Source organism: Streptomyces sp. S3(2020), from assembly GCF_013044505.1.
Lineage (GTDB): Bacteria > Actinomycetota > Actinomycetes > Streptomycetales > Streptomycetaceae > Streptomyces.
The window spans coordinates 19,031-42,675 of sequence record NZ_JABERD010000002.1 but is presented as its reverse complement, the minus strand read 5'-3'; the positions used below and the strand labels follow the sequence as shown (position 1 = coordinate 42,675).

The window sequence follows — 23,645 nt, the reverse complement described above, 5'->3', positions numbered from 1 at the left end:
GTCCATGACGGCCCAACTGGACCGCCTGACCTACCGGTTCACCGCCCCGCCCGTCTCCGGTGTGCTGAGCCCCCGGCTGCTCGGCGTGTGCGCGGGCCTCGCGGCCGCCGCCTTCCTGGTGTTCTGCGTGGAGGTCTCCGTCGGGGACATCTCCCTCCCGCTCACCGACGTACTCCAGGCCCTCTTCGGCGCCGGCGACCCGGGCACCCGGCTCATCGTCCACGAACTGCGCCTGCCGCGCGCCCTGGCGGGGCTCCTCGTCGGCATCGCCTTCGGTGTCTCCGGCGCCCTCCTCCAGACGCTGACTCTCAACCCGCTGGCCAGCCCCGACATGATGGGCATCACGCAGGGCGCCGGCACCGCGGTGGTCGCCGGGATCGTGCTCGGCTGGGACGGGGGTCTGAGCATCCAGTCCCTCGGCCTGATCGGCGCGTTGTCCGCCGCGGCCCTCGTGTACGCGCTGGCGTGGAAGCGGGGCGCGACCGGCTACCGCATCGTCCTCGTCGGGATCGGTGTCGCCTGGATCTGCACCAGCGCCACCGACTACCTCATGGCCCGCGGCCAGCGCTTCCAGGCGCAGGCGGCGCTCGGCTGGCTCGTCGGCAACCTCAACGGCCGTACCTGGGACCAGATCGGCCCGCTCGCGACGGCCGTGGCGGTGCTGGTCCCCGCCGCCCTGCTGCTGGGGCGGCAGCTGCGGATCCTGCAACTCGGCGACGACGTCGCCCGGGGCCTGGGGACCCGGGTGCAGACCGTACGGGTGGCCGTGCTGCTCGCCGCGGTCGGCCTGGTCGCCTTCGGCACCGCGGCCGCCGGGCCCGTCGCGTTCGTCGCGCTCGCCGCCCCGCAGGTCGCCCAGCGGCTCGCGGGCACCGCCTTCCCACCACCCGTGGCCGCCGGACTGACCGGCGCCGTCATGGTCCTCGTATCCGATCTCGTCGCACGCAAGCTGATCCCGGACACCGAGCTTCCCGTCGGGATCGTCACCGGCGTGCTCGGCGCGCCCGTGCTGCTGTGGCTGCTCGTCCGCGCCAACCGCGCCGGCTCAGGAGGCTGACACCGTGTCGTCCCAGCGTGAAGCTTCTTCCACAGGACCTGAGTTGAGGGCCGAAGGCCTGCGCCTCGCGTACGACGACCGGGTGGTTGTCGAGGATCTCGACGTGCTGATCCCCACCGGGCGGGTCACGGCGATCGTCGGCGCCAACGCGTGCGGCAAGTCCACCCTCCTGCGTGCGCTGGCCCGGCTGCTGACGCCCAAGGCGGGCACGGTCCATCTCGACGGCCGTTCGGTGCACTCGATGCCGACCAGGCTCCTCGCCCAACAGCTCGGCATCCTGCCGCAGTCGCCGCTGGCTCCCGAGGGGCTGACCGTCATCGACCTGGTGGGGCGCGGCCGTTCACCGCACCAGACCTGGTGGCGGCAGTGGTCGTCCGCCGACGAGGAGGCCGTGCGGGAGGCGCTGCGGGCCACCGCCATGACCGACCTCGCCCACCGGGCCGTCGACGAACTCTCCGGCGGACAGCGGCAACGCGCCTGGATCGCCATGGCCGTCGCCCAGGGCACCCCGGTGATGCTGCTGGACGAGCCGACGACCTATCTCGACCTGGCCCACCAGATCGACGTCCTGGACCTGATCACCGACCTCAACCGGCAGCAGGGCCGCACGGTCGTCATGGTCCTGCACGACCTCAACCAGGCCTGCCGGTACGCCGATCACGTCATCGCCATGAAGGCGGGCCGGATCGTCGGCGAGGGTGCCCCCGCCGAGGTCGTCACGGCGGCGACGGTGGAGGACGTCTTCGGGCTGCGCTGTGTCGTGGGCGAGGACCCGGTCAGCCGGACCCCGATGGTCGTGCCGATCGGACGGCACCACGAGGGCGCCGATCAGTCGGAGGCCCGCAGCTTGAGCACCTGATCGTCGACGTACAGAACCTCCAACTGACGTTCCGCGCCCGGGACGTCGAGCGCGAGCCGACGCCCCTCCGGGTCCGCCGGCGCCCAGCGGCCGGTGCGCCGCCCGGGGGCGTCGGCGCGGCCGAGGGGGCGCTCGGTGAAGGTGCCGTCCGCGGCGAACTCCAGCCCGCGGCGGCCCCGCGCGGGCGGCAGCGGGTAGCCCGCCGGGCGGTACACCATGACGCCGGGCGAGTCCTCCTCGTAGGCGTGCACCCATGTCCCGATCAGTTCCGGCGGCGGACCGCTCATGGCCGGGCACCTCCTGGTCTGTCGCCAGTTGAGCCGATACGGAAAGCAACACCGGATTTACGACGGAATTCGCGATTCGGCTTACCATGTCCGTTCCGTCGCCCTACCGTAAACCCCAACGGGCCCGCTCCACCCTCACCTCCGCGCCGTTGCGGTGCGGCCATCTCCAGGCGGTGCAGCGTGCCCGAGAACGAGACCGACGAGACCACCCCCGCACACCGAGTCTGCGGCACCATGCCGGTCCACCGGCGACTGCTGACCGAGGACCCCTCGTACGCCGTCGCGCGGGACGCCGTGGAGAACCGCGCCTTCGCCTTCGAGCAGGGTCTTCGGACGCCGGCCCGCGTCGGTGTGACGGTGATCCCCGTCGTGGTGCACGTCGTCCACCACACCTCCGAGCAGGACATCGGCGACGCCCAGATCCTCAGCCAGATCGACGTCCTGAACCAGGACTACCGGATGCTCAACGCGGACGTGTCGCAGGTGCCCACGGTCTGGCAGCCCCTCGTCGCCGACTGCCGGATCGAGTTCCGGCTCGCCTCCCAGGACCCCGACGGGGCTCCCACCGGCGGTATCACCCGCACCCGGACCGCGACGGACACCTTCGGGATGGACGACGCGATCAAGTTCACGTCGGGCGGCGGACAGGACGCCTGGCCCGCCGACCAGTACCTCAACTTCTGGGTGGCCCCGCGCCTCGAAGACCCCTCCGTCGGAGAGATCCTCGGCTACGCCCAGTTCCCCGGCGGCCCCACCGCCACCGACGGCGTCGTCATCGCCCACACCTTCGTCGGTACGACGGGGACCGCCAGGGCACCGTTCCACCTCGGCCGCACGGCGACCCACGAGGTGGGCCACTGGCTCAACCTGTTCCACATCTGGGGCGACGACGGCCAGGGATGCAGCGGGAGCGACTTCGTCGCGGACACCCCCAACGCGGGCGGCCCCAACTTCGGCACACCCGCGTTCCCCCATGTGACGTGCAACAACGCCCCCGACGGGGACATGTTCGTCAACTACATGGACTACACCGACGACGTGGGGATGTTCATGTTCACGCAGGGGCAGGCGGCCCGCATGGACGCCACCCTGGAGGGCCCCCGTTCGTCGTTCCTCACGCTGTAGCCGTCAGCCGCGGGCGGCCCTCAGCAGGTGGTCGCGGACCAGGGCCACGTGCGGATTGCCCGAGGCGCCCGGGCGTTGCACGAGGAAGCCCGTGTTGATCGGCGGGTCGTCCGGGTCGTGGAGCAGGACGAGCGCACCCGAGGCCAGCTCGGCCGCGCACAGATAGCGGGGGAGGACCGAGAAGCCCGCACCGCCCATGACCGCCGCCTTCACCGCGTTCAGGTCGGGCATCGTGACCGCGGGGTCGCGGGTCAGACGCTTGCCGAAGACATGCCGCCAGTAGCGGCGCACGATGGGCAGGTCCTCGGCGTACGCGACCAGGGGGACGCCGTGCAGCGCGGCCGCCCCCTCCGTCGCGATCCGTGCCGGCGAGCCGATCCGCTCCGCCCGGTCGGGGGCGGCGACCAGCACGAACTCCTCGTCGTTGAGGGGCACCGAGGTCAGGGTGCGTCCACGCGGCCGGAAGGTGGCGATCACCAGGTCGTGGCGGCCCGCGCGCAGATCCTCCAGGAGCGGTTCGGTCAGACCGGGGGTGACGCGCAGCCGTACGCCCGACTCCACCAGCGGCGCGATACCGGGCAGGACGGAGACGGTGAGGAACTCGGCCGGGCCGGCGAGGTGCACGGGCTCGGCCGGGGCGTCGTCCGCTCCCGTGACCGTGGCCAGCGAGTCCAGAGGGTCGACGATCCGAGCGGCGAGCTCGTCCGCGTAGGGCGCGGGCGCGACACCGCGGGCCAGCCGCTCGAACAACTCGCGGCCCAGTTGCCGCTCCAGGGCGCGGATCTGTGTGGTGACCGTGGGCTGGGAGAGGCCCAGGAGCCGGGCGGCGGCGGTGAAGGAGCCGGTGCGGTACACGGTCAGGAAGGTGCGGAGCAGATTCAGGTCCAGCGGTGCCGCGACCGGGTGGTGATTGGATTCCCTATCTCTCACATACGTGAGCCTATTGGATTCCTATGGGTGGATCGACTTACCGTCGGAGCATGGCAAAGATCCTCTTCGTAATCACCGGCGCCGACCACTGGACGCTGGCCGACGGCACTCAGCACCCCACCGGCTTCTGGGCCGAGGAGGCCGTCGCCCCCTACGAGGCCTTCAAGGCCGCCGGTCACGAGATCACCGTGGCCACCCCCGGTGGCGTCGTCCCCACCGTCGACAAGGGCAGCCTCGCACCCGAGGTCAACGGCGGTCAGGTGAACGCCGACCGGATCGCCGGCGTCATCGCCACCGCGACCGAGATCCAGCACCCGATCCGCCTGGAGGACGTCGACCTCGACGACTACGCCGCCGTCTTCTACCCCGGCGGCCACGGGCCCATGGAGGACCTCGCGGTCGACGCCGGTTCCGGCGCACTGCTCACCAGCGCCCTGGAGTCCGGCAAGCCCCTCGGTGTCGTCTGCCACGCCCCGGCCGCGCTGCTCGCCACGGTCGAGGCCGACGGCGGCAACTCCTTCGCCGGGTACCGGATCGCCGCCTTCACCAACGCCGAGGAGACCCAGGCCGGCTTCGCCGACAAGGCCAAGTGGCTGCTCCAGGACCGGCTGACCGAGGCCGGCGTGCTGGTGCAGGTGGGCGAGCCGTGGGTGCCGAACGTCGTGGTCGACCGCAACCTCGTCACCGGCCAGAACCCGGCGTCCTCGGCCCCGCTGGCCGTGGAGCTCCTGAAGAAGCTGGGCTGACGTCGACAGGGTGCCGGACCACCGCGGTGGTCCGGCACCCTGATCATCGCTCCGCGTTCACCGGTCCGCGTTCACCGGGCCGCCCTGAACGACCGCAGCCGCAGCGAGTTCCCCACCACGAACACCGACGAGAACGCCATCGCCGCCCCGGCCAGCATCGGGTTGAGCAGCCCCGCCGCGGCCAGCGGCAGCGCGGCCACGTTGTAGGCGAAGGCCCAGAACAGGTTGGACCGGATGGTGCCGAGGGTCCGGCGGGCCAGCCGGATCGCGTCCGCCGCCGCGCGCAGGTCACCGCGGACCAGGGTCAGGTCACCGGCCTCGATCGCCGCGTCCGTGCCCGTGCCCATGGCCAGCCCCAGGTCCGCCTGGGCGAGCGCGGCCGCGTCGTTGACGCCGTCGCCGACCATCGCGACCGAACGGCCCTCGCCCTGAAGGCGCTTGACGACGTCGACCTTGTCCTGCGGCAGCACCTCGGCGATCACGTCCTCGGGCGCGATCCCGACCTCGCGGGCGACGGCCCGGGCCACCGCCCCGTTGTCACCGGTCAGCAGGATCGGGGTCAGACCGAGCGCCCGCAGTCGGGTGATCGCCTCGGCGCTGGTCTCCTTGACCGCGTCGGCGACCTCCAGGACCGCCCGCGCCTCGCCGTCCCAGGCGACCGCGATCGCCGTACGACCGGACGCCTCGGCCGCAGCCTTCGACCGGGCCAGCTCCACGGGCAGTTCCATCGCCCACTCGGCCAACAGCCGCTCCCGGCCGACGAGTACCGCATGCTCCTCGACGATGCCCTGCACTCCGAGCCCCGGCACGTTCGCGAAGTCCTCCGGCGCGGGCAGCGCACCCAGCTTCTCCAGCGCCCCCTCGGCCACCGCCCGGGCGATCGGATGCTCGGAGGCGTGCTCCAACGCGCCCGCCAGCCGCAGGACTTCGGCCTCGTCCGTGCTGTCGGCGGTGTGCACGGCCAGCAGCGTCATCCGGCCCGTGGTGACCGTGCCCGTCTTGTCGAGGACGATGGTGTCGACCCGGCGCGTGGACTCCAGGACCTCCGGACCCTTGATGAGGATCCCGAGCTGCGCACCGCGCCCCGTGCCCACCAGCAGCGCGGTCGGCGTCGCCAGCCCCAGGGCGCACGGGCAGGCGATGATCAGCACGGCGACCGCGGCGGTGAAGGCGGCCGTCGGACCGGCCCCGTTGCCGAGCCAGAAGCCGAAGGTGCCCAGCGCGAGGGCGATCACGATCGGCACGAACACCGCGGAGATCCGGTCCGCCAGCCGCTGAGCCGCGGCCTTCCCGTTCTGCGCGTCCTCCACCAGCTTCGCCATCCGGGCCAACTGCGTGTCCGAGCCGACCCGGGTCGCCTCGACGACGAGCCGTCCGCCGGCGTTGACCGTGGCACCGGTGACCGCGTCACCCTGGGCGACCTCCACCGGCACGGACTCGCCGGTCAGCATTGACGCGTCCACCGCCGACGAGCCCTCGACGACCGTCCCGTCGGTCGCGATCTTCTCGCCCGGACGGACGACGAAGCGGGCGCCGACCGTCAACTCGCCCACAGGAAAAGTCTGTTCACTGCCGTCGGCGCGCAGCACGGTGACGTCCTTCGCGCCCAGCTCCAGCAGCGCCCGCAGCGCCGCGCCCGCCTTCCGCTTGGACCGCGCCTCGAAGTACCGCCCGGCCAGGATGAAGGCGGTGACACCCGCGGCGGCCTCCAGATAGATGTTCCCGGCGCCGTCACCGCGGGCGATCGTCAGCTCGAAGGGGTGCGTCATCCCCGGCGTCCCCGCCGTCCCGAGGAACAGCGCCCACAGCGACCAGCCGAACGCGGCCAGGGTGCCGACCGAGATCAGCGTGTCCATCGTGGCCGCACCGTGGCGCGCGTTGGTGAACGCCGCCTTGTGGAAGGGCCATCCGGCATACGTGACCACGGGCGCGGCGAGGGTCAGCGAGAGCCACTGCCAGTACTCGAACTGGAGGGCCGGGATCATGGCCATCGCGACGACGGGAACGGCGAGGAGCGTCGCGGTGATCAACCGCTCGCGCAGTGTCCGGAGTTCGTGGTCCACCGGCTCGTTCTCGCCGTCGGGTTCCTCCGGTACGGGTTCCTGCGCGCTGTACCCGGTCTTCTCGACGGTCGCTATCAGGTCCCGCACGGTGATCTCGCCGTCGTAGCTGACCTTCGCCTTCTCGGTGGCGTAGTTGACGGTCGCGGTCACCCCGGCCATGCGGTTCAGCTTCTTCTCGATGCGCGCGGCGCACGAGGCGCAGGTCATGCCGCCGATGACGAGCTCTACCTCGGACGCGGTGTCGGTCGCCGGCTTGGTCATCGGTGCTCCTCGATAGGGGGCGGGGGTATTTCCGTGCCGCTCTCCTGTATACCCCTAGGGGGTACCGATCGCAAGCTTGACTTTATACCCCCCAGGGGTATGGTCGATGGTGTCGAGGCCCCGTGTCCGAGCCGGAGGCCGTGATCCCCAGGAGCTGGCCATGCGTGCTGGACTCAAGATCTCCGCATTCGCCGCCGCGCTCGCCGCGACGTTCGGCACCGCGTACGGCGTGGGGCAGGGCATCGACCCGCTGGTGACGGAGAGTGCGCCGGAGCCCCACGCGAGCCATGAGGAGGCCGCGGCGGAGGGCGCCGCGGCGTCACCCGCCGGTGGCCTCCAGGTGTCCGAGGGCGGTTACGCACTCGACCTCAGGACCCCCAGCGTCACCGCCGGACAGCGGTCCGACCTGCGGTTCGTCATCCGGGACTCCGCGGGCCGGGCCGTCACGGCGTACGAGCGGGAGAACACCAAGGAACTCCACCTCATCATCGCCTCACGCGACCTCGGCACCTACCGCCATGTCCACCCCGCCCGCGGCGCCGACGGCACCTGGAGCATCCCCGTCGAACTGCCCCGCGCGGGCGGCTACCGCGTCCTCGCCGACTTCACCCCGGCGAAGAAGGGCGCCGAGAACCTCACCCTCGGCGCGGACCTCGCGGTCGCGGGCGCGTACGAGCCGCGGCGGCTCCCGGAGGCGACCCGCACCGTGGACGTCGACGGCTACCAGGTCCGGCTGACCGGCGGCCTGACCCCGGGCACCGGGAGCGAACTGGAACTCACGGTCGCCCGTGACGGCAGGCCCGTCACCGACCTTCAGCCCTACCTCGGCTCCTACGGCCATCTCGTCGCCCTGCGCTCCGGAGACCTGGCGTATCTGCACGTCCACCCCCATGGCCGGCCGGAGCCCGGCCCGGACGTGTCCTTCGAGGCCACCGCGCCCAGCAGCGGCACGTACCGGCTGTTCCTCGACTTCAAGCACGACGGCCAGGTGCGTACGGCCGCGTTCACGGTGACGGCCGGAGCCGTGACGCCGGGGGCGGACACCGACGAGGCCGCCCACGGCCACTGACACGAACCCGACCCGGCCGCCGCATCAGGAACCGCTTGGGCTACTGCCGGGTATCCGGGGCCGTCGGCTCAGATCCGGCCCAGCCGTCGCTGTCGCCGCAGCAGCCACCCCAGGTACAGCCCGCCGACCACCGCCGTCACCACGCCCACCGGCAGCTGGGCCGTCTCGTGGATCCGTTGGGACGCGAAGTCCGCGGCGACCACGAGGAGGGCGCCGGTGCAGGTGGCGACCGGCAGGTTGGGGCCCGGTGCCCGGGTGAGGCGCCGGGCCAGCTGCGGTGCGATGAGGGCCACGAAGGGGATCGGGCCGGCCGCGGCGGTGGGCACCGCGCAGGCCGCCGTACCGAGGACGAGGATCAGCAGCCGGGTGCGCTGGACGGGCACCCCGAGACCGCCCGCCACGTCGTCGCCCATCTCCAGGATCTTCAGCCTGCTCGCGGCGAGCGCGACCAGGGGCAGCACGACGAGCAGTCCGAGCGCGGCCGTGCGGACGTCCTGCCAACCCCGGCCGTTGAGGCTGCCGTTGAGCCACACCATCGCCTGCGCGGCCTGCGTGAAGCGGGCCTTGGCCAGCAGATGGGCGTTGACGCCCTGGAGCAGGGCGCTGACCCCGATGCCGACCGGCACCAGCCGGTAGCCGTGGATGCCGTGCCGCCAGGCGAGGACGTACACCAGGACCGCGGTCCGTCGAACCGGTCCGGGACGACTCGGGTGCCGTCACCGGCTTCGAGGTGGTCTGCGGCGGGACGACGTACCGGACCCGCGATCTGGCCGTGGCCGTCGGTCTGGAACCCCATGTGCCACCGGGCGCCGAGCTCTCCGAACGGGTCGGGCACAACGGCCAGTTGCTGCCCGGCGTGGAGAAGCTCCTCGCCGAGGGCGAGCCCGTGCGACGGGCCGTGGTCCTGGGCGCGGGGCAGAGCGCCGCCGAGTCGGTCGACTGCCTGTACCGCTCCTTCCCCGAGGCCGAGGTGTGCGCGGTCTTCTCCAAGTACGGCTACACCCCGGCGGACGACAGCCCGTTCGCCAACCGCATCTTCGACCCGGAGGCGGTGGACGTGTACTTCGGCTCCCCGTCGGAGGTGAAGCAGTCCCTGTTCGACTACCACCGCTCGACCAACTACTCCGTGGTCGACATGGAGTTGATCGAGTCCCTGTACGCGACCGCGTACCGCGAGAAGGTCACCGGCCGGGAACGGCTGCGCTTCCTGAACGTCTCCCGTATCCGCGAGGTAGGCCAACGCGCCGACAACGCCCTCGACATCACCGTCGAGTACCTCCCCACCGGCGTGGAGCGGACCATGGTGGCCGACCTGCTGGTGCACGCCACCGGATACCGGCCACGGGACTTCACGACCCTGCTCGGCGAGGCGGCCAAGGTCTGCCTCCGGGACGACGGGGACGCGATCCGGGTGACCCGCGACCACCGCGTGGAGACCGCACCCGACGTCACGGCGGGCATCTATCTCCAGGGCGGCACCGAGCACACCCACGGACTGACCTCGACCCTGCTGTCCACGACGGCGATCCGCGCCGGCGAGATCCATCGCTCGCTGCTCGCCCGGCAGGCGGCCCGCTCCGGCTGACCGAGCCCCCTCAGCCCAACGCGCGATCCAGGTTGAACGCCGCGCTGATGAGCGCCAGATGCGTGAACGCCTGCGGGAAGTTGCCCTGTTGCTCGCCGGTGTGGCTGATCTCCTCGGCGTACAGGCCCAGATGGTTGGCGTACGTCAGCATCTTCTCGAAGGCGAGCCGTGCCTCGTCGACCCGGCCGGCGTGCACCATCGCCTCGACGTACCAGAAGGAGCAGATGGAGAACGTGCCCTCGTCGCCGCGCAGTCCGTCGGGGCTGGCCAGCGGGTCGTAGCGGTAGACCAGGGAGTCGGAGACCAGCTCCTGGGTGAGCGCGTCCAGGGTGGACAGCCACTTGGGGTCGGTCGGGGCGATGAACTTCGTCAGCGGCATCATGAGGACGGCGGCGTCCAGTACGTCGCTGTCCTCGTGCTGCACGAACGCCTTGCGGGTCTCGGACCAGCCCCGGCTCATGATCCGCCGGTAGATCGTGTCGCGGCACTCCAGCCAGCGCGGCAGATCCGCGGGCAGACCGCGCCGGTTGGCCATGCGGATCGCCCGCTCGATCGCCACCCAGCACATCAGGCGCGAGTACAGGAAGTTCTTGCGGCCGCCCCGGGTCTCCCAGATCCCCTCGTCGGGCTGGTCCCAGTGCTCGCACACCCACTCCACCAGGGCGCACACATCGTCCCACTGGTCGCTGGAGATCGGCTTGGCCCACTTGTCGTAGAGGTAGATCGAGTCGATCAGCGCACCGTAGATGTCCAGCTGGAGCTGTTCCGCCGCGGCGTTGCCGACGCGCACCGGCGCGGAGCCCTGATGGCCTTCCAGGTGGGGGAGTTCGGACTCGGTGAGATCGGTGCGGCCGTCGATGCCGTACATGATCTGGAGCGGTCCGGAGGGCTTGCCGTCGCCCGGACTGACGTGCTTGGTCACGAACTTCATGAACGCCTCGGCCTCGCCCGTGAAGCCGAGCCGCAGCAGGGCGTACACACAGAACGCGGCGTCCCGCACCCACACGTACCGGTAGTCCCAGTTGCGTTCCCCGCCGAGCTGTTCGGGCAGGCTCGTGGTCGGCGCGGCCACGATCGCGCCGGTCGGCGCGTAGGTGAGCAGCTTGAGGGTGAGGGCCGAGCGGTGCACCATCTCCCGCCACCGGCCCCGGTACTTGGAGGCGGAGAGCCAGCGGCGCCAGTAGTCGACCGTGCTGTTGAACTGTTCCTCGGCCTCGGTGCGGGCGCACCGGCGCGGGGTCACCTCACCGCCGACCTGGTCCAGCGCGAACACCGCCGACTCGCCCTCGGCGAGCTTGAAGTCGGCGCGGGCGTCCTGGCCGTCGGTCTCCAGCGGCACGGTCGCGGTCAGGCCGAGCGACAGCTCCGCGGAGTCGAAGACGGCGACGTCACCGACCATGCGCACGGTGTGCGGCTGCCTGCCGTAGTCGAACCGCGGGGCGACGCGGGTGCGGAACGGGATGGAACCGCGCACGCACACCACCCGCCGGATCAGCCGGTGCCGCTCGGTCTCGGCCGACTCGCTGTCGACCGGCATGAAGTCCTGCACCTCGCCGACGCCGTCCTCGGTGAAGAACCGGGTGATCAGGACGTTGGTGTCGGGGAAGTAGAACTGCTTCGTCTTCGCCGGCACCGCCGCGGCGAGCCCGAAGGACCCGCCGCGCTCCGCGTCGAGGATCGAGGCGAAGACGCTGGGGGCGTCGAAGGACGGGCAGCAGTACCAGTCGATCGTGCCGTCCGTGCCGACCAGGGCCACGCTCCGCAGATCACCGATCAGCCCGTGCTCGGCGATCGGCAGATACGGCTGGTCCATAGGTGTCGCGCTCATCGCAGCCTCCCTGGAACCAGCCTAGGTCGGTTCGGTCCGGCAGGTGCGGTGAACGGGCTCAGACCGCGACGACCCGGATCCCCGCCTCCTCGAAGCGCCGCACGGTGTCCTCGCCCGCCGCCGTGTCCGTGACCAGCGTGTCCACCGCGCCGGCCGCGCAGATCCGGGCGAACGCCCGCTGCCCCAGTTTGCTGGAGTCGGCGGCCACGATCACCCGCCCGGCGCGCTCGCACAGCAGCCGGTTGATCGCGGCCTCGGCCTCGTCGTGCGCGGCCGCGCCGTGCGTGACGTCGAAGGCGACCACACCGAGCACCGCCACATCGATGGTGATCTGGCTCAGCACCCCGTCGGCGAGCGGCCCGATGAGCTCGTACGACTGCGGACGCGCCACCCCGCCGGTCACCACGATCTTGAACTGCGGGCGCACGGCCAGCTCGTTGGCGATGTTCAGCGCGTTCGTGACGACGGTGAGCGCGGGGGAGCCGGCCGCCAGGTCGGGGCGGACGGCCAGGGCGCGGGCCACCTCGGTGGTGGTCGTGCCGCCGGTCAGGCCCACGGCCGTGCCGGGCGTGACGAGAGCGGCGACGGCCTTGGCGATGCGCTGCTTCTCGGAGGCGCGCCGGGCCGTCTTGTAGCGCAGCGGCAGCTCGTAGGACACCCCGTGCACGACCGCGCCGCCCCGTGTGCGCACGAGCATCTGCTGCTCGGCCAGCTGGTCGAAGTCGCGGCGGATGGTGGCGGCCGAGACCTCCAGCTCGGCGGCGGCCTCCTCGACGTCCAGCCGGCCGCGCTCCACGAGCAGTTCCAGCAGCGCCTTCCAGCGGGCGTCGCGGGACATCCGCGCCCTCCGTTCCTCGATCTCTCCGTGACCTTAGCGCACCCCCATGACCGAAGAATGCTTGATTCTGCTCGAAACCTCGCTATATCTTGCAGAAACAAGCACGGCGATGTTCGGGGCAAGGGGAGGGGTCACGACATGACTCATGTCGAGGACGAGCTGGTCAGCCAGCCCGAGTGCTGGATCCGCGCGGCGGCCGAGGCACCGGAACACGCCGCCGCGCTGCCGGCGCCGGGGGAGCGGGTCGCGATCGTGGGGTGCGGTACCTCGTACTTCATGGCGCAGTCCGTCGCGGCGCTGCGCGAGGGGGCGGGCCAGGGCGAGACGGACGCCTTCGCCGCGTCGGAGTTCCCGCACGGCCGCCCCTACGACCGGGTCCTCGCCCTCACCCGCTCTGGCACCACCACCGAAGTGCTGGAACTGCTCGGGCGGTTGAAGGGCCGCACCCGGACCACGGCCCTCACCGCGGACCCGCACACACCGGTCGTGCGGGCCGCCGACGACGTCGTCCTGCTCGACTTCGCGGACGAACAATCCGTCGTGCAGACCCGGTTCGCGACCACCGCCCTGACCCTGCTCCGCGCCCACCTCGGCCTGCACACCGACGCCGTCGTCGCCGACGCCCGCACCGCGCTCACCGGCCCGCTGCCGGACGGACTCGTCGACTGCGCGCAGTTCACCTTCCTCGGCCGCGGCTGGACCGTGGGGCTCGCCAACGAGGCCGGTCTGAAGATGCGTGAGGCGGCCCTGTCCTGGACCGAGGCCTACCCCGCGATGGAGTACCGGCACGGCCCCATCAGCATCACCACACGGGGCACCGCGACCTGGATGCTCGGCGAGGCGCCCGAGGGGCTGGCCGACCAGGTGCGGGAGACCGGCGGGCTGTGGGTCGCGGGCGGGCTCGACCCGCTCGCCGAACTGGTGCGCGCCCAGCGGCTCGCCGTGGCCGTCGCCGCGGCCCGCGGTCTGGATCCGGACCGGCCGCGCCATCTCACCCGCTCCGTGATACTCGCCGGTTCGTAGGAGCGATCGTGCCTCTGGTGACCACCGGCGAACTCGTCACGCGGGCCGCCGCCGCGCACTGCGCCGTCGCCGCGTTCAACGTCGTCACGCTGGAACATGTCGAGGCGGTCGTCGCCGGCGCCGAGTCGGCGGACTCCGCCGTCGTCCTCCAAGTCAGCGAGAACGCGGTCAGGTTCCGCCTCGGACGACTGCGACCCCTTGCCCGAGCAGCCGTCGCCGCGGCCGAACGCGCCGCCGTTCCGGTCGCGTTGCACCTGGACCACGTCCGGAGCGACGCCCTGCTGAGGCAGGCCGCGGACGCCGGATTCAGCTCCGTGATGTACGACGCCGCCCACCTGCCCTACCGGGAGAACCTCGCCGCCACCCGTGTCGCCACCGACTGGGCCCACGCCCAAGGCCTCTGGATCGAGGCGGAGTTGGGCGAGGTCGGCGGCAAGAACGGTGAACCGCCGCTCGACGCCCACGCCCCCGGCGCCCGCACCGACCCCGCCGAGGCCCGCGCCTTCGTGACCGACTCCGGCGTGGACGCCCTCGCCGTCGCCATCGGCAGCTCGCACGCCATGACCACCCGCACCGCCACCCTCGACCACGCGCTCCTCGAACACCTCTCCGGAACACTGGACGTACCGCTCGTCCTGCACGGCTCGTCGGGCCTGCCGGACGACGAACTGACCGCCGCCGTCACGGGCGGCATCACCAAGGTCAACATCGGCACCGCCCTCAACATCGCCATGACCGGCGCCATCAGGGACTTCCTCACCGCACATCCCGAGGCGGTCGACTCACGCGCCTACCTGAGCGTGGGCAGGGAGGCGATGACACGGGCGGTGACCCGGATCATGGGGGTGCTGGGGGCTCCCTGACGATCGACTCCGCCGCCACCCGCCGCGACGGGACGCCCGCGTCTAGCGCTTGACGGCCTTCAGCACCACGAACTTCGGTTCGCTGGCGACCAGTTCACTGTTGCCGAACAGCCGCCGCAGCTTGACGTGGTAGCCCAGATGGCGGTTGCCGATCACCCACAGCTCGCCGCCCGGACGCAGCGCGCTGTGTGCGCCGGTGAACATCCGCCAGGCCGTCGCGTCGGTGGTCGTCTGGTGGGTGTGGAACGGCGGGTTGTTGAGCACCAGATCGGCACTCCGGGCCGCCACCCCGGCGAGCCCGTCCCCGACCCGGAACTCGGCATGCCCCGGAACGCCGTTCGCCTTGTACGTCGACTCCGCGGAGGCCACGGCCTGGAACGACTCGTCCACGAACAGCACCTCGGCCTCGGGGTTCGCCAGCGCCACCGCCGTACCGACGACCCCGTTGCCGCAGCCGAGGTCCACGACCCGCTGGGCGCCCTTGCTGTCCGGCAGGTGCTGGAGGAAGAACCGGGTACCGACATCCAGTCGCTCGGCACAGAAGACACCCGCGTGATTGACCACGGTGCGTCCCGAGACCGATCCGATGCCGGCAGGCAGGTCATAGCGGTACGGCCACGGGCTCGGGGCCGGCTCCGGCGCGGGCTCGGGCGTGCAGAAGATGAGCCGGGCCTTCTTCTCGGCGAGGGAGGTGCGGGTCGGTCCGAGGATCCGCTCGAACAGCTTCAGCGTCGAGGTGTGGATCTCCTTCACCATCCCGGTCCCGACGACGACCGTGCCCTCGTGCACCGCAGGCGCCAGCCGCAGCAGCTGGTCCTCCAGCAGGGCCAGGCTCTTCGGCACCCGCACCAGCAGGACGTCGATCCGGCCGGGCGGCGCTTCCTGCGTGGTGAGGAGCCGCACCGCCCCCGTCTCGACACCGCCCCGGGCCAGGTTCGCCCGGGTCGCCTCCTGGGCGAGGTACGAGTCGGTGATCTGTACCGGCCGGTGCGCGGCCAGCGCCGTGACCAGCGCGCCCCAGCGGTCGCCGAGGACCACCACCGTGCCGGACAGCGGGACCTCCTGCTCGGCCAGGTGTCTCAGGAGGTACTCGTCCGAGGCGTCCCAGGCACGCAGCCTGTCACGCGGGTCCTCGGGGAAACGGGCCAGCGCGAGCTCGCCCCAGGGCGTCGTCATACGGTCGGTCATCGTGGGTCCAGGCTAGCGGAGCCGCAGCTCAGGGCTGCTCCGGCAGGATGGCCTCATGGATGCCGAGCTGTTCCCGAGGTCCCGCACGGAGGTCGCGCCGGGCGCGGCGCATCTGCCGGACTGGCTCGACGCGAGCCGGCAGCACGAGCTGCTGGTGGCCTGCCGCGAGTGGGCGCGTGCCCCGGCGGGTCTGCGGACGGTCCGCACGCCCGGCGGCGGCACGATGACCGCCCGGCAGGTCTGCCTGGGCTGGCACTGGTACCCGTACGCCTACGCCCGCACGGTCGTCGACGGCGACGGCGCCCCGGTCAAGCCGTTCCCCGAGTGGCTGGGGGAGCTGGGCCGCAGCGCGGTGCGGGACGCGTTCGGCCCGGATTCTCCCACGGCTGGGAACACGCTGGGGGCGACCTCACCGTCGTACGACATCGCACTGGTCAACTTCTATGAGGGCGACGCCCGTATGGGCATGCACCGCGACAGCGACGAGCACGTGGACGACCCGGTGGTGTCGCTGAGCCTCGGGGACACCTGTGTCTTCCGGTTCGGCAACACCGCGACGCGGACGCGGCCGTACACGGACGTCGAGCTGCGCAGCGGTGACCTGTTCGTGTTCGGCGGGCCCTCGCGGCTCGCGTACCACGGGGTGCCGAAGGTGTACCCGGGCACCGCGCCCCCGGAGTTGGGGCTGGCCGGGCGGCTGAACATCACGCTCAGAGTCAGCGGCCGGTAGGACGCCGGTCCAGCGGATCATGGGAGACTCGCCCTCATGAGCGGCAAGGCGGACCCCCGGCCGACGGGGGAAGGAACGACCTCGAGGACGCGGTTGGACCGGGGGCGCGGTGCGCTCGGGCCCGCTCTGGAGCTCGTGCACACCGGACGCGCCCCCACCCGCGCCGTGCTCACCGCCGAACTCGGAGTGACACGCGCCACGGCCGGTGCGGTCGCCGCCGAGCTGGAGGCGCTCGGGCTGATCCGGGTCGACGCCCGGCCCGGCGCGGCCGCCGGTTCGCAGGGCCGGCCCTCGCACCGGCTCGCCGTCGCCGAGGACGGGCCGGTCGTCCTCGCCGCGCAGGTGCATGCCGACGGATTCCGGGCGGCGCTGGTCGGACTCGGCGGCCGGATCGTCGCCACCGCACCCGGCTGCGAGACCGTCGACGCCGACCCGGCGAAGGTCCTCGCCTCGGTCGTCGAGGCGGGCGCCGAACTGCTGCGCACCACCGGCCTGCGCTGTGTGGGCGCCGGGCTCGCCGTCCCCTCCGCCGTCGCCGAGCCCGACGGCACCGCGCTGAACCCGCTGCACCTGGCCTGGCCCGTGGGCGCCCCCGTCCGCCGGATCTTCGCCGAGTGCGTTCGCGCCGCCGGCATCACCGGACCCGCCTTCGCGGGCAACGACGTCAACCTCGCCGCGCTCGCCGAGCACCGGCACGGCGCGGGCCGCGGCGCCCGCGACCTGCTGTGCGTGGCCACCGGCCACCGAGGAGTCGGCGGGGCGCTGGTCCTCGACGGCCGTCTGCACACCGGCAGTTCGGGCCTGGCACTCGAAGTCGGCCATCTGACCGTCAACCCCGAGGGCCGTCCCTGCCACTGCGGCAGCCGAGGCTGCCTGGACGTCGAGGCCGACCCGCTCGCCTTCCTCGACGCCGTGCGCCGCGAGCCCGGACCCGAGGTGTCCCTGCTCCAGCAGTCCAACGAACTGATCCGCGACCACTACGACGACCCGGCCGTCCGCACCGCCACCGAGGCCCTCATCGACCGCCTCGGACTGGGCCTCGCCGGGCTGGTGAACATCCTCAACCCGGACCGCATCATCCTCGGCGGCCTGCACCGCACCCTCCTCGACGCCGACCCGGACCGGCTGCGCGCGGTCGTCGCGGACCGCAGCCTGTGGGGACAGAGCGGCGGCGTCCCGATCCTCGCCTGCACCCTCGACCACAACAGCCTCGTCGGCGCGGCCGAGTTGGCGTGGCAGCCGGTGCTGGACGACCCGCTGGGGGCGCTAGCGCGCCAGTGACTGGATGCCGAGCACGGAGACCAACTCCAGTTTCTCGGCGGCCTCGGTGCCCGGCTCGGCCGAGTAGACGAGGAGGTGCAGATCGCTGCCCTCCACCCGCAGCAGATCGCAGTCCAACGTCACCAGGCCGACCTGCGGATGCTCGATCGTCTTGCGCGAAGCCTCAAGACGGCCGACCACACCCGCGTCCCACAGCTCGGCGAACCGCTCGCTGCCCGCCCGCAACTCCGAGATCAGGCGCCGCAGTTGCAGGTCGGCGGGATACCGCGAGGCCGTCGACCGCAGCTCGGCGACCATGCCCGCCTCGAAGGCACGCCGCTCCTCGGGAGTGTGGCGGACCCGGCCGGGCGCGCCGAGGAAGTTGCGCCACACCCCGTTGCGCTCGAAGCCGCGCAGACCGGAGGGGTCGCCCAGCAGCGCCGCGTACATCGGATTGGCCACGAGCAGCGTCATCGCCGCGTCGGAGACCCCCACGGGGGTGCCCACCAGCCGGTCAAGCAGCCGCTGCACGCTCGGCGTGAGGTACCCGGGCACCGTCTCGGGGCCCGGTGGCGCCAGCCCGGCCAGCCGGAACAGATACCCCCGCTCGTCCCCCGACAGCCGCAGCGCCCGCGCCAGCGCCTCCACGACCTGCCCCGACGGACTGGCCGCCCGGCCCTGTTCGAGGCGGGTGACATAGTCGACCGAGATCCCCGCCAGCAGGGCCAGCTCCTCACGCCGCAGCCCGGCCGCGCGCCGTTGGCCACCGGCGGGCAGCCCCGCGGTCCCCGGGGCGACCCGGTCACGCCAGCGCCGCAGCGCCTGCCCGAGTTCCGTCGTCGTCATGCCCCAAGTCAACCGCTTCGGCCGACACGGTGCCTGGTACCGCGAGTCCCAGGAAGAAGCGTCATCTGGCTGTCCCGCCGGTCCGGCGGGACGGTGGGGTCATGACTACGACACTCATCACCGGAGCCAACAAGGGCCTGGGCCTGGAGGCCGCCCGCCGGCTCGTCGCCGCAGGTCACACCGTCTACATCGGCGCCCGGAACGCCGAACGCGGCCGCCGCGCCGCCGAACAGCTCGGCGCCCGGTTCGTCCATCTCGACGTCACCGACGACGCCTCCGTCCGGGCCGCCGCGAAGACCGTCGAGGCCGAGGGCGGGCTCGACGTCCTGGTCAACAACGCCGGCATCGAGGTCCGGGGCGAGAACAACGCCGTCCCGGCCGCCGCCGACACCACCGCCGACGAGATGCGCACGGTGTTCGAGACCAACGTCTTCGGCGTCGTCCGGGTGACCCGCGCGTTCCTGCCGCTGCTCCAGCGGTCCGCGGCCCCCGTCGTCGTGAACGTCAGCAGCGGCCTCGCCTCGCTGTCCCGGCTGTCCGACCCGGACTCGCCGGCACACTTCTACCAGGCCCTCGCCTACCCGGCGTCCAAGACCGCGGTCAACATGATCACCGTGCAGTACGCGAAGGCGTTCCCGAACATCCGGATCAACGCCGTCGAGCCCGGCTTCACCGCGACCGACCTCAACGGCCGCACCGGCACCCAGAGCGTCGAACAGGGCGCCGAGATCGTCGTCCGCATGGCCCGGATCGGCCCCGACGGCCCGACCGGCGGCTATGTGGACGTCGACGGCCCGCTGCCCTGGTGATCCTCGGCGGTCTCCAGGATCCGCGTCCGAGGCGTCCCGGCCAGCGCCGGGGCGTTCCCGGGCGAGGCCCACACCGTCGACCTCAGGAATCCCAGGAACCCCTCGGCGGCCGCCACATCGTCGAAATCGAGGTCCACGACGACGTAGGCGGGGTCGTCGACGGGCCGCTGGACGCGATGGCGCCGTACGCCCGCGTCGGCACGCGCGGCCGCGAAGCGGTCGAAGGCCGTCCTCCAGAGGGCGAAGTCGGTGACCGGATGCTCTATGCGCAGGGTCGGCATGATTCCTCCTCGATGCTCGTCCCCAGGCTGCGCCGTTGCGCCCGGTGCCGTACATCCCAGAAATATGGGGATACGCTCGGCCCATGTCCGGACGGGAGCGCATCCTGCGGCTGTGCGAGGCGGGCGGCGACGCACGGGAACTTCGCCTGCGCCTTCTCGACGAGCTCCGCGCCACCATCGGCTTCGACGCCTACGCCTTCCTCCTGACCGACCCGGAGACCTCGGTCGGCTGCGCCCCGATCGCCGACGTCCCCGTGCTGCGGGAGCTGCCCCGGGCGATCCACCTCAAGTACGTGACCCGGGCGAACCGTTGGACGGAGCTGCGGGACGTCGCCCTGCTGAGCGACCTCCCCGACCGCTCGGTCAGCCCCCTGTGGAACGACCTCCTGCGCCACCACGGCATCCGGGACATCGCCTCGACGGTCTTCCGGGACCGCCACGGAACCTGGGGCTTCCTCGACCTGTGGCGCCGCGACCGCGACTTCACCCCGGCGGAGGCGGCCCACCTCGCCGGCCTCACGGCGCCGATCACGACGGCACTGCGCCGCAGCCAGGCCGCCACCTTCGTCGTACGACCGCCCCACGAGCCCCGCTCCGAACCCCTGGTGCTCGTGCTCTCACCCGACATGGGCGTCGTCGGCCAGACCCCCGGCACCCACGCCTACCTGCGCGTCCTGGTCCCCCCTGAGCACGGCCGCCCGGCCGTGCCCGCCGGCGCCTACAACGTCGCCGCCCAGCTCCTGGCCGTCGAGGCCGGGGTCGACGACCATCCGCCGCGGGCCCGCGTGCACCTCGCCGACGGACTCTGGCTCACCCTGCGCGCCGCCCGCATGGAAGGCGCCGTCGCCGTCACCATCGAGGAGTCCTCACCCGCCGAGCGACTGTCCGTCTTCTGCCCGGCCCACGCCCTCAGCGCCCGGGAGACCGAACTCGTCGGCCTGCTCTCCAAAGGCGCCGACAGCCACACGGTCGCCGCCACCATGCACGTCTCCGAGCACACCGTGCAGGACCACCTGAAGTCGGTGTTCGCGAAGACGGGCACCCACAACCGCCGTGACCTGCTCGCCCGCGCGCTCGGCGCGTAGGCTCTAGGCTCGGGGCCATGCGGATCTCCGTCTCCTCGGACATGGACGAACCCGTGGCCCGCAGTCTCGTCGCCGAGCTGCGCGCACGCGGTCATGAAGTGGTCACCCACGGGGCGTTGCGTCCCGGCTCCGACCCCCGGTGGGCCGTGTGCTCCGAGTCGGCGGCGCGGGACGTCGCCACCGGGGCGGCGGACCAGGCGGTCGTGTGCTGCTGGACCGGCACGGGCGCCTCGATCGCCGCGAACAAGGTCCCGGGCGTACGGGCCGCCCTGTGCACCGACGCCTACACCGCGGACGGGGCCCGCCGCTGGAACGACGCCAACGTCCTCGCCCTCAGCCTGCGCCTGACCTCCGAGCCGCTGCTCAAGGAGATCCTCGACGCGTGGTTCGCGGGGGAGCCCTGCGAGGACGCCGAGGACCGCGAGAACGTGGCGCGGATCGAGCTCCTGGACCGCCGGGAGCCGTGAATCTCAGGGAGCTGTGAGGCTCCACAGGGCGGCCACCAGCGGTCGGCGCAGATCGGCCCGCCGTACGCACAACCCGATGGGGAACGGCTCCGGCGCGGGATCCGCCGCGATCACCGACAGCCGGTCGCGCACCGCGCTGTGCTCCAGTACGAGACGGGGGACCACCCCCGTGCCGCAGCCGAGGGCGACCAGCGTCAACAGCCCTTCGTGGCCGTCCGGTTCGCAGGCCACCTCGGGCGCCGTGCCGCGGGCACGGAACCAGCGGTCGGCGGCGTCGCGGACCAGACCGCGGTGGGGCAGGACGAAGGGACCGGCGAGGTCCGGGTCCGGCCGGTCCCGGGCCGTGACCAGGACCAGTTCGGTGACCGCGACCGTCCGGCCCACCAACGGCTCCGGCAGCCGCGCCGGGATCCCCGCCACGGCCACGTCCACCTCGCCCTCGTCCAGCCGGGCCAGCGCCGCCGCCGCGTCACCGGTGCGCAGATCGAGCCGCACCTGAGGGTGCGCGGCGCGGAACGGGGCCAGCAGGTCCGGCAGCAGCGCCTGGCAGGCGGTCACCGTGGCGAACACCGCCAGCCGGCCGGTGAGTTCGGCCGGATCGGGGTGCTCCTCCCGATAGGAGCGCCACAGCTCCAGTGCCTCGACGGCGTACGCGCGAAACCGGTGCCCCTCCGCGGTCAGCGACACCCCGCGCGGCCCCCGGTCCAGCAGCCGGTGCCCGAGCCCGGCCTCCAGCCGCTGCACGGTCCGGGTGAGCGTCGCCGCGCTGACATGGCAGTCGAGACTGGTCCGCCCGAAGTTCAGTGTCTGCGCCAGATGCAGAAAAAGACGCAGGTCCCGATGGTCTTCACGCATGCTGTGACCTGCGTCTTTCATTTCATGCAACAACCCGCTTCGGATGTTGCGCTTGCCGCAATGCCCACCCGGAGCCTACAACTCGACCATGACCTCGACCACGTACAGCTCCCGTGTCTTCTCCCTCGAGACGATGGACGTGCCCGGCGGCACCGAGACCATCCTGCGCGGCGGCCGGCACCTCTTCCCGCTGCTTCCGCGGGCCTTCGCCGGGGTCCGCCGCATCGGCGTCATCGGCTGGGGCCCACAGGGCCGCGCCCAGGCCCTGAACCTGCGCGACTCCCTCGCCGGCACGGACATCCGGGTGGCCGTCGGACTGCGCCCCGGCTCGCGCTCGGCCGCCGACGCCCGCGCCCACGGCTTCACCGAGGAGGACGGCACCCTCGGTGACTGGCTCGCCGTCACCGCCGACAGCGACCTGGTGATCCTGCTGATCGCCGACGCCGCACTCGCCGCCCACCACGAGCAGATCTTCGCGGCTCTCAAGGAGGGCGCCGCCATCGGCCTCTCGCACGGCTTCCTGCTCGGCCACCTCCGGGAGACCGGCGGCGACTTCCCGCCGGGACACGCGGTGCTCGCGGTGTGCCCCAAGGGCATGGGCGACTCGGTGCGGCGCCTCTACCAGCAGGGCGCCGAGATCAACGGCGCCGGGATCAACAGCAGTTACGCGGTCCACGCCGACCCCGACGGCCGGGCCGTCGACCTCGCGCTGGGCTGGTCGGTGGCGCTCGGCTCGCCGTACACCTTCCGCACCACGCTGGACAGCGAGTACCTCTCCGACATCGTCGGCGAACGCGCCATCCTGCTCGGCGCCGTCCACGGCATCGTCGAGAGCCTCTTCACACGCCACCGCCTCGCCGGGGACGACGAGGTGACGGCGTACGAGCGCTCCTGCGAGAACGTGACCGGCCCGATCGCCCGCACCATCTCCCGAGCCGGCCTGCGGGCGGTCCGCGAGGACCTCGGCACCGCCTCCCGGGCCGTGTTCGACCGCGCGTACACGGCGACGCACGGACCCGCCCGCGAGATCGTCGCGGAGATCTACGACGAGGTCGCCGACGGCACGGAGCTACGCAGTGTGATCCTGGCCGAACGGCGGCTCGGCGCCCGCGAGATGAGCCGGATCGGGGGCTCGCCGATGTGGTCGGTGAGCGAGCGGGCGCACGCCCGCCGGGCCGAACGGGACCTGCCCGTGGACCCGTTCACCGCCGGGGTCTTCGTCGCCACCATGACGGCCCAGATCGACGAGTTCGCCGACCGCGGCCACCCCTGGTCCGAGATCGTCAACGAGTCCGTCATCGAGGCCGTGGACTCACTCCTGCCCTACATGCACGCCCGCGACGTCGCCCACATGGTCGACAACTGCTCCCGCACGGCCCGCCTCGGCGCCCGCCGCTGGGGTCCGCGCTTCCAGGCCGCCTACGAGCAGATCGCCTTCCCGGCCGCCGAACTCCCCGCGGACACCGCTCTGTTGGCGGCCTTCGACGCCCACCCGGTGCACGAGGCCCTGGCCGCGGCCGCCAAGCTGAGGCCGTCGGTGGACATCTCGGTGGCGTAGGTCCTGACCGGCGGTCGCCGACGCGCTCACCT

At 72.3% G+C, this 23,645-nt stretch carries 23 protein-coding genes and 1 pseudogene; 14 read left to right on the top strand and 10 right to left on the bottom strand.

Going from position 1 to position 23,645, the window contains the following annotated elements:
* The first annotated feature begins 4 nt into the window (after nucleotides 1-4).
* Both HLK59_RS01270 and HLK59_RS01265 read left to right on the top strand, forming a co-directional pair.
* Nucleotides 5-1,057, top strand: coding sequence for an iron ABC transporter permease (locus HLK59_RS01270; RefSeq protein ID WP_171139261.1), 1,053 nt, complete (start codon nucleotides 5-7; stop codon nucleotides 1,055-1,057).
* Nucleotides 1,058-1,061: 4 nt separating this feature from the next.
* Nucleotides 1,062-1,916, top strand: a complete 855-nt coding sequence (locus tag HLK59_RS01265) for an ABC transporter ATP-binding protein (RefSeq protein WP_171139260.1) — start codon at nucleotides 1,062-1,064, stop codon at nucleotides 1,914-1,916.
* On the opposite strand, the gene HLK59_RS01260 is transcribed toward HLK59_RS01265, so the two are convergent.
* On the bottom strand, nucleotides 1,886-2,203 hold the full coding sequence (locus HLK59_RS01260) for a hypothetical protein (protein ID WP_171139259.1): 318 nt from the start codon (nucleotides 2,201-2,203) through the stop codon (nucleotides 1,886-1,888). The genes HLK59_RS01265 and HLK59_RS01260 overlap by 31 nt on opposite strands.
* Nucleotides 2,204-2,383: 180 nt before the next feature.
* On the opposite strand from HLK59_RS01260, the gene HLK59_RS01255 reads away from it, so the two are divergent.
* The gene (locus tag HLK59_RS01255; protein ID WP_346779615.1) at nucleotides 2,384-3,328 is read left to right on the top strand and encodes a zinc metalloprotease; all 945 of its coding nucleotides are present in this window, start codon (nucleotides 2,384-2,386) and stop codon (nucleotides 3,326-3,328) included.
* A gap of 3 nt (nucleotides 3,329-3,331) precedes the next feature.
* Here HLK59_RS01255 and HLK59_RS01250 read toward each other — a convergent pair whose 3' ends face one another.
* Complete coding sequence (locus tag HLK59_RS01250) at nucleotides 3,332-4,258, bottom strand: LysR family transcriptional regulator (RefSeq protein ID WP_171139258.1); 927 nt, start codon at nucleotides 4,256-4,258, stop codon at nucleotides 3,332-3,334.
* Nucleotides 4,259-4,308: 50 nt separating this feature from the next.
* Here HLK59_RS01250 and HLK59_RS01245 point away from each other — a divergent pair, with 50 nt between their 5' ends.
* Entirely contained in the window at nucleotides 4,309-5,004 is a 696-nt protein-coding gene (locus HLK59_RS01245; RefSeq protein ID WP_171139257.1) for a type 1 glutamine amidotransferase domain-containing protein, read from the top strand.
* A gap of 71 nt (nucleotides 5,005-5,075) precedes the next feature.
* Here HLK59_RS01245 and HLK59_RS01240 read toward each other — a convergent pair whose 3' ends face one another.
* Entirely contained in the window at nucleotides 5,076-7,328 is a 2,253-nt protein-coding gene (locus tag HLK59_RS01240) for a heavy metal translocating P-type ATPase (RefSeq protein ID WP_171139256.1), read from the bottom strand.
* A gap of 160 nt (nucleotides 7,329-7,488) precedes the next feature.
* Here HLK59_RS01240 and HLK59_RS01235 point away from each other — a divergent pair, with 160 nt between their 5' ends.
* Nucleotides 7,489-8,397 (top strand): hypothetical protein, encoded by a 909-nt coding sequence (locus tag HLK59_RS01235; RefSeq protein WP_171139255.1) that lies wholly within the window; start codon nucleotides 7,489-7,491, stop codon nucleotides 8,395-8,397.
* 68 nt (nucleotides 8,398-8,465) lie between these two features.
* Here the strand turns inward: HLK59_RS01235 and HLK59_RS01230 are convergent, their stop codons facing one another.
* Nucleotides 8,466-9,068 carry an iron chelate uptake ABC transporter family permease subunit gene (locus HLK59_RS01230; protein ID WP_346779614.1) on the bottom strand — a complete coding sequence of 201 codons (603 nt, stop codon included), beginning with the start codon at nucleotides 9,066-9,068 and terminating at the stop codon, nucleotides 8,466-8,468.
* Nucleotides 9,069-9,079: 11 nt separating this feature from the next.
* On the opposite strand from HLK59_RS01230, the pseudogene HLK59_RS01225 reads away from it, so the two are divergent.
* A pseudogene (locus HLK59_RS01225) lies at nucleotides 9,080-9,982 on the top strand (SidA/IucD/PvdA family monooxygenase); the annotation flags it as partial.
* Nucleotides 9,983-9,992: 10 nt separating this feature from the next.
* Here the strand turns inward: HLK59_RS01225 and HLK59_RS01220 are convergent.
* Together HLK59_RS01220 and HLK59_RS01215 are read right to left on the bottom strand one after the other, a co-directional pair.
* Nucleotides 9,993-11,810, bottom strand: a complete 1,818-nt coding sequence (locus HLK59_RS01220) for a glycoside hydrolase family 15 protein (protein ID WP_171139254.1) — start codon at nucleotides 11,808-11,810, stop codon at nucleotides 9,993-9,995.
* A gap of 58 nt (nucleotides 11,811-11,868) precedes the next feature.
* Nucleotides 11,869-12,648, bottom strand: a complete 780-nt coding sequence (locus tag HLK59_RS01215; protein WP_171139253.1) for a DeoR/GlpR family DNA-binding transcription regulator — start codon at nucleotides 12,646-12,648, stop codon at nucleotides 11,869-11,871.
* A gap of 138 nt (nucleotides 12,649-12,786) precedes the next feature.
* Here HLK59_RS01215 and HLK59_RS01210 point away from each other — a divergent pair, with 138 nt between their 5' ends.
* Together HLK59_RS01210 and HLK59_RS01205 are read left to right on the top strand one after the other, a co-directional pair.
* A complete protein-coding gene (locus tag HLK59_RS01210; protein WP_171139252.1) occupies nucleotides 12,787-13,671 on the top strand; it encodes an SIS domain-containing protein in 885 nt (294 codons plus the stop codon).
* An 8-nt stretch (nucleotides 13,672-13,679) separates the two neighbouring features.
* A complete protein-coding gene (locus tag HLK59_RS01205; protein ID WP_171139251.1) occupies nucleotides 13,680-14,534 on the top strand; it encodes a class II fructose-bisphosphate aldolase in 855 nt (284 codons plus the stop codon).
* 42 nt (nucleotides 14,535-14,576) lie between these two features.
* On the opposite strand, the gene HLK59_RS01200 is transcribed toward HLK59_RS01205, so the two are convergent.
* On the bottom strand, nucleotides 14,577-15,710 hold the full coding sequence (locus HLK59_RS01200; protein ID WP_171139364.1) for a methyltransferase: 1,134 nt from the start codon (nucleotides 15,708-15,710) through the stop codon (nucleotides 14,577-14,579).
* A 67-nt stretch (nucleotides 15,711-15,777) separates the two neighbouring features.
* Between HLK59_RS01200 and HLK59_RS01195 the strand changes: the two genes are divergently transcribed.
* Together HLK59_RS01195 and HLK59_RS01190 are read left to right on the top strand one after the other, a co-directional pair.
* The gene (locus HLK59_RS01195; protein ID WP_171139250.1) at nucleotides 15,778-16,452 is read left to right on the top strand and encodes an alpha-ketoglutarate-dependent dioxygenase AlkB; all 675 of its coding nucleotides are present in this window, start codon (nucleotides 15,778-15,780) and stop codon (nucleotides 16,450-16,452) included.
* 36 nt (nucleotides 16,453-16,488) lie between these two features.
* Entirely contained in the window at nucleotides 16,489-17,733 is a 1,245-nt protein-coding gene (locus HLK59_RS01190) for an ROK family protein (protein WP_171139249.1), read from the top strand.
* On the opposite strand, the gene HLK59_RS01185 is transcribed toward HLK59_RS01190, so the two are convergent.
* Nucleotides 17,719-18,558 (bottom strand): helix-turn-helix transcriptional regulator, encoded by an 840-nt coding sequence (locus HLK59_RS01185; protein ID WP_171139248.1) that lies wholly within the window; start codon nucleotides 18,556-18,558, stop codon nucleotides 17,719-17,721. The two genes, HLK59_RS01190 and HLK59_RS01185, sit on opposite strands and share 15 nt — an antisense overlap.
* A 101-nt stretch (nucleotides 18,559-18,659) precedes the next feature.
* On the opposite strand from HLK59_RS01185, the gene HLK59_RS01180 reads away from it, so the two are divergent.
* Nucleotides 18,660-19,367, top strand: coding sequence for an SDR family NAD(P)-dependent oxidoreductase (locus HLK59_RS01180; RefSeq protein WP_171139247.1), 708 nt, complete (start codon nucleotides 18,660-18,662; stop codon nucleotides 19,365-19,367).
* Here the strand turns inward: HLK59_RS01180 and HLK59_RS01175 are convergent.
* A complete protein-coding gene (locus HLK59_RS01175) occupies nucleotides 19,334-19,648 on the bottom strand; it encodes a hypothetical protein (RefSeq protein ID WP_171139246.1) in 315 nt (104 codons plus the stop codon). The genes HLK59_RS01180 and HLK59_RS01175 overlap by 34 nt on opposite strands.
* Before the next feature lie 83 nt (nucleotides 19,649-19,731).
* On the opposite strand from HLK59_RS01175, the gene HLK59_RS01170 reads away from it, so the two are divergent.
* Together HLK59_RS01170 and HLK59_RS01165 are read left to right on the top strand one after the other, a co-directional pair.
* Nucleotides 19,732-20,733: a helix-turn-helix transcriptional regulator gene (locus HLK59_RS01170; RefSeq protein WP_171139245.1), complete on the top strand. Its 1,002-nt coding sequence runs from the start codon at nucleotides 19,732-19,734 to the stop codon at nucleotides 20,731-20,733.
* 17 nt (nucleotides 20,734-20,750) lie between these two features.
* Nucleotides 20,751-21,200: an RpiB/LacA/LacB family sugar-phosphate isomerase gene (locus HLK59_RS01165; RefSeq protein WP_171139244.1), complete on the top strand. Its 450-nt coding sequence runs from the start codon at nucleotides 20,751-20,753 to the stop codon at nucleotides 21,198-21,200.
* Nucleotides 21,201-21,203: 3 nt separating this feature from the next.
* On the opposite strand, the gene ilvY is transcribed toward HLK59_RS01165, so the two are convergent.
* The gene (ilvY, locus tag HLK59_RS01160; protein ID WP_171139243.1) at nucleotides 21,204-22,055 is read right to left on the bottom strand and encodes an HTH-type transcriptional activator IlvY; all 852 of its coding nucleotides are present in this window, start codon (nucleotides 22,053-22,055) and stop codon (nucleotides 21,204-21,206) included.
* An 88-nt stretch (nucleotides 22,056-22,143) separates the two neighbouring features.
* On the opposite strand from ilvY, the gene HLK59_RS01155 reads away from it, so the two are divergent.
* On the top strand, nucleotides 22,144-23,613 hold the full coding sequence (locus HLK59_RS01155) for a ketol-acid reductoisomerase (RefSeq protein WP_171139242.1): 1,470 nt from the start codon (nucleotides 22,144-22,146) through the stop codon (nucleotides 23,611-23,613).
* Nucleotides 23,614-23,645 lie beyond the last annotated feature (32 nt).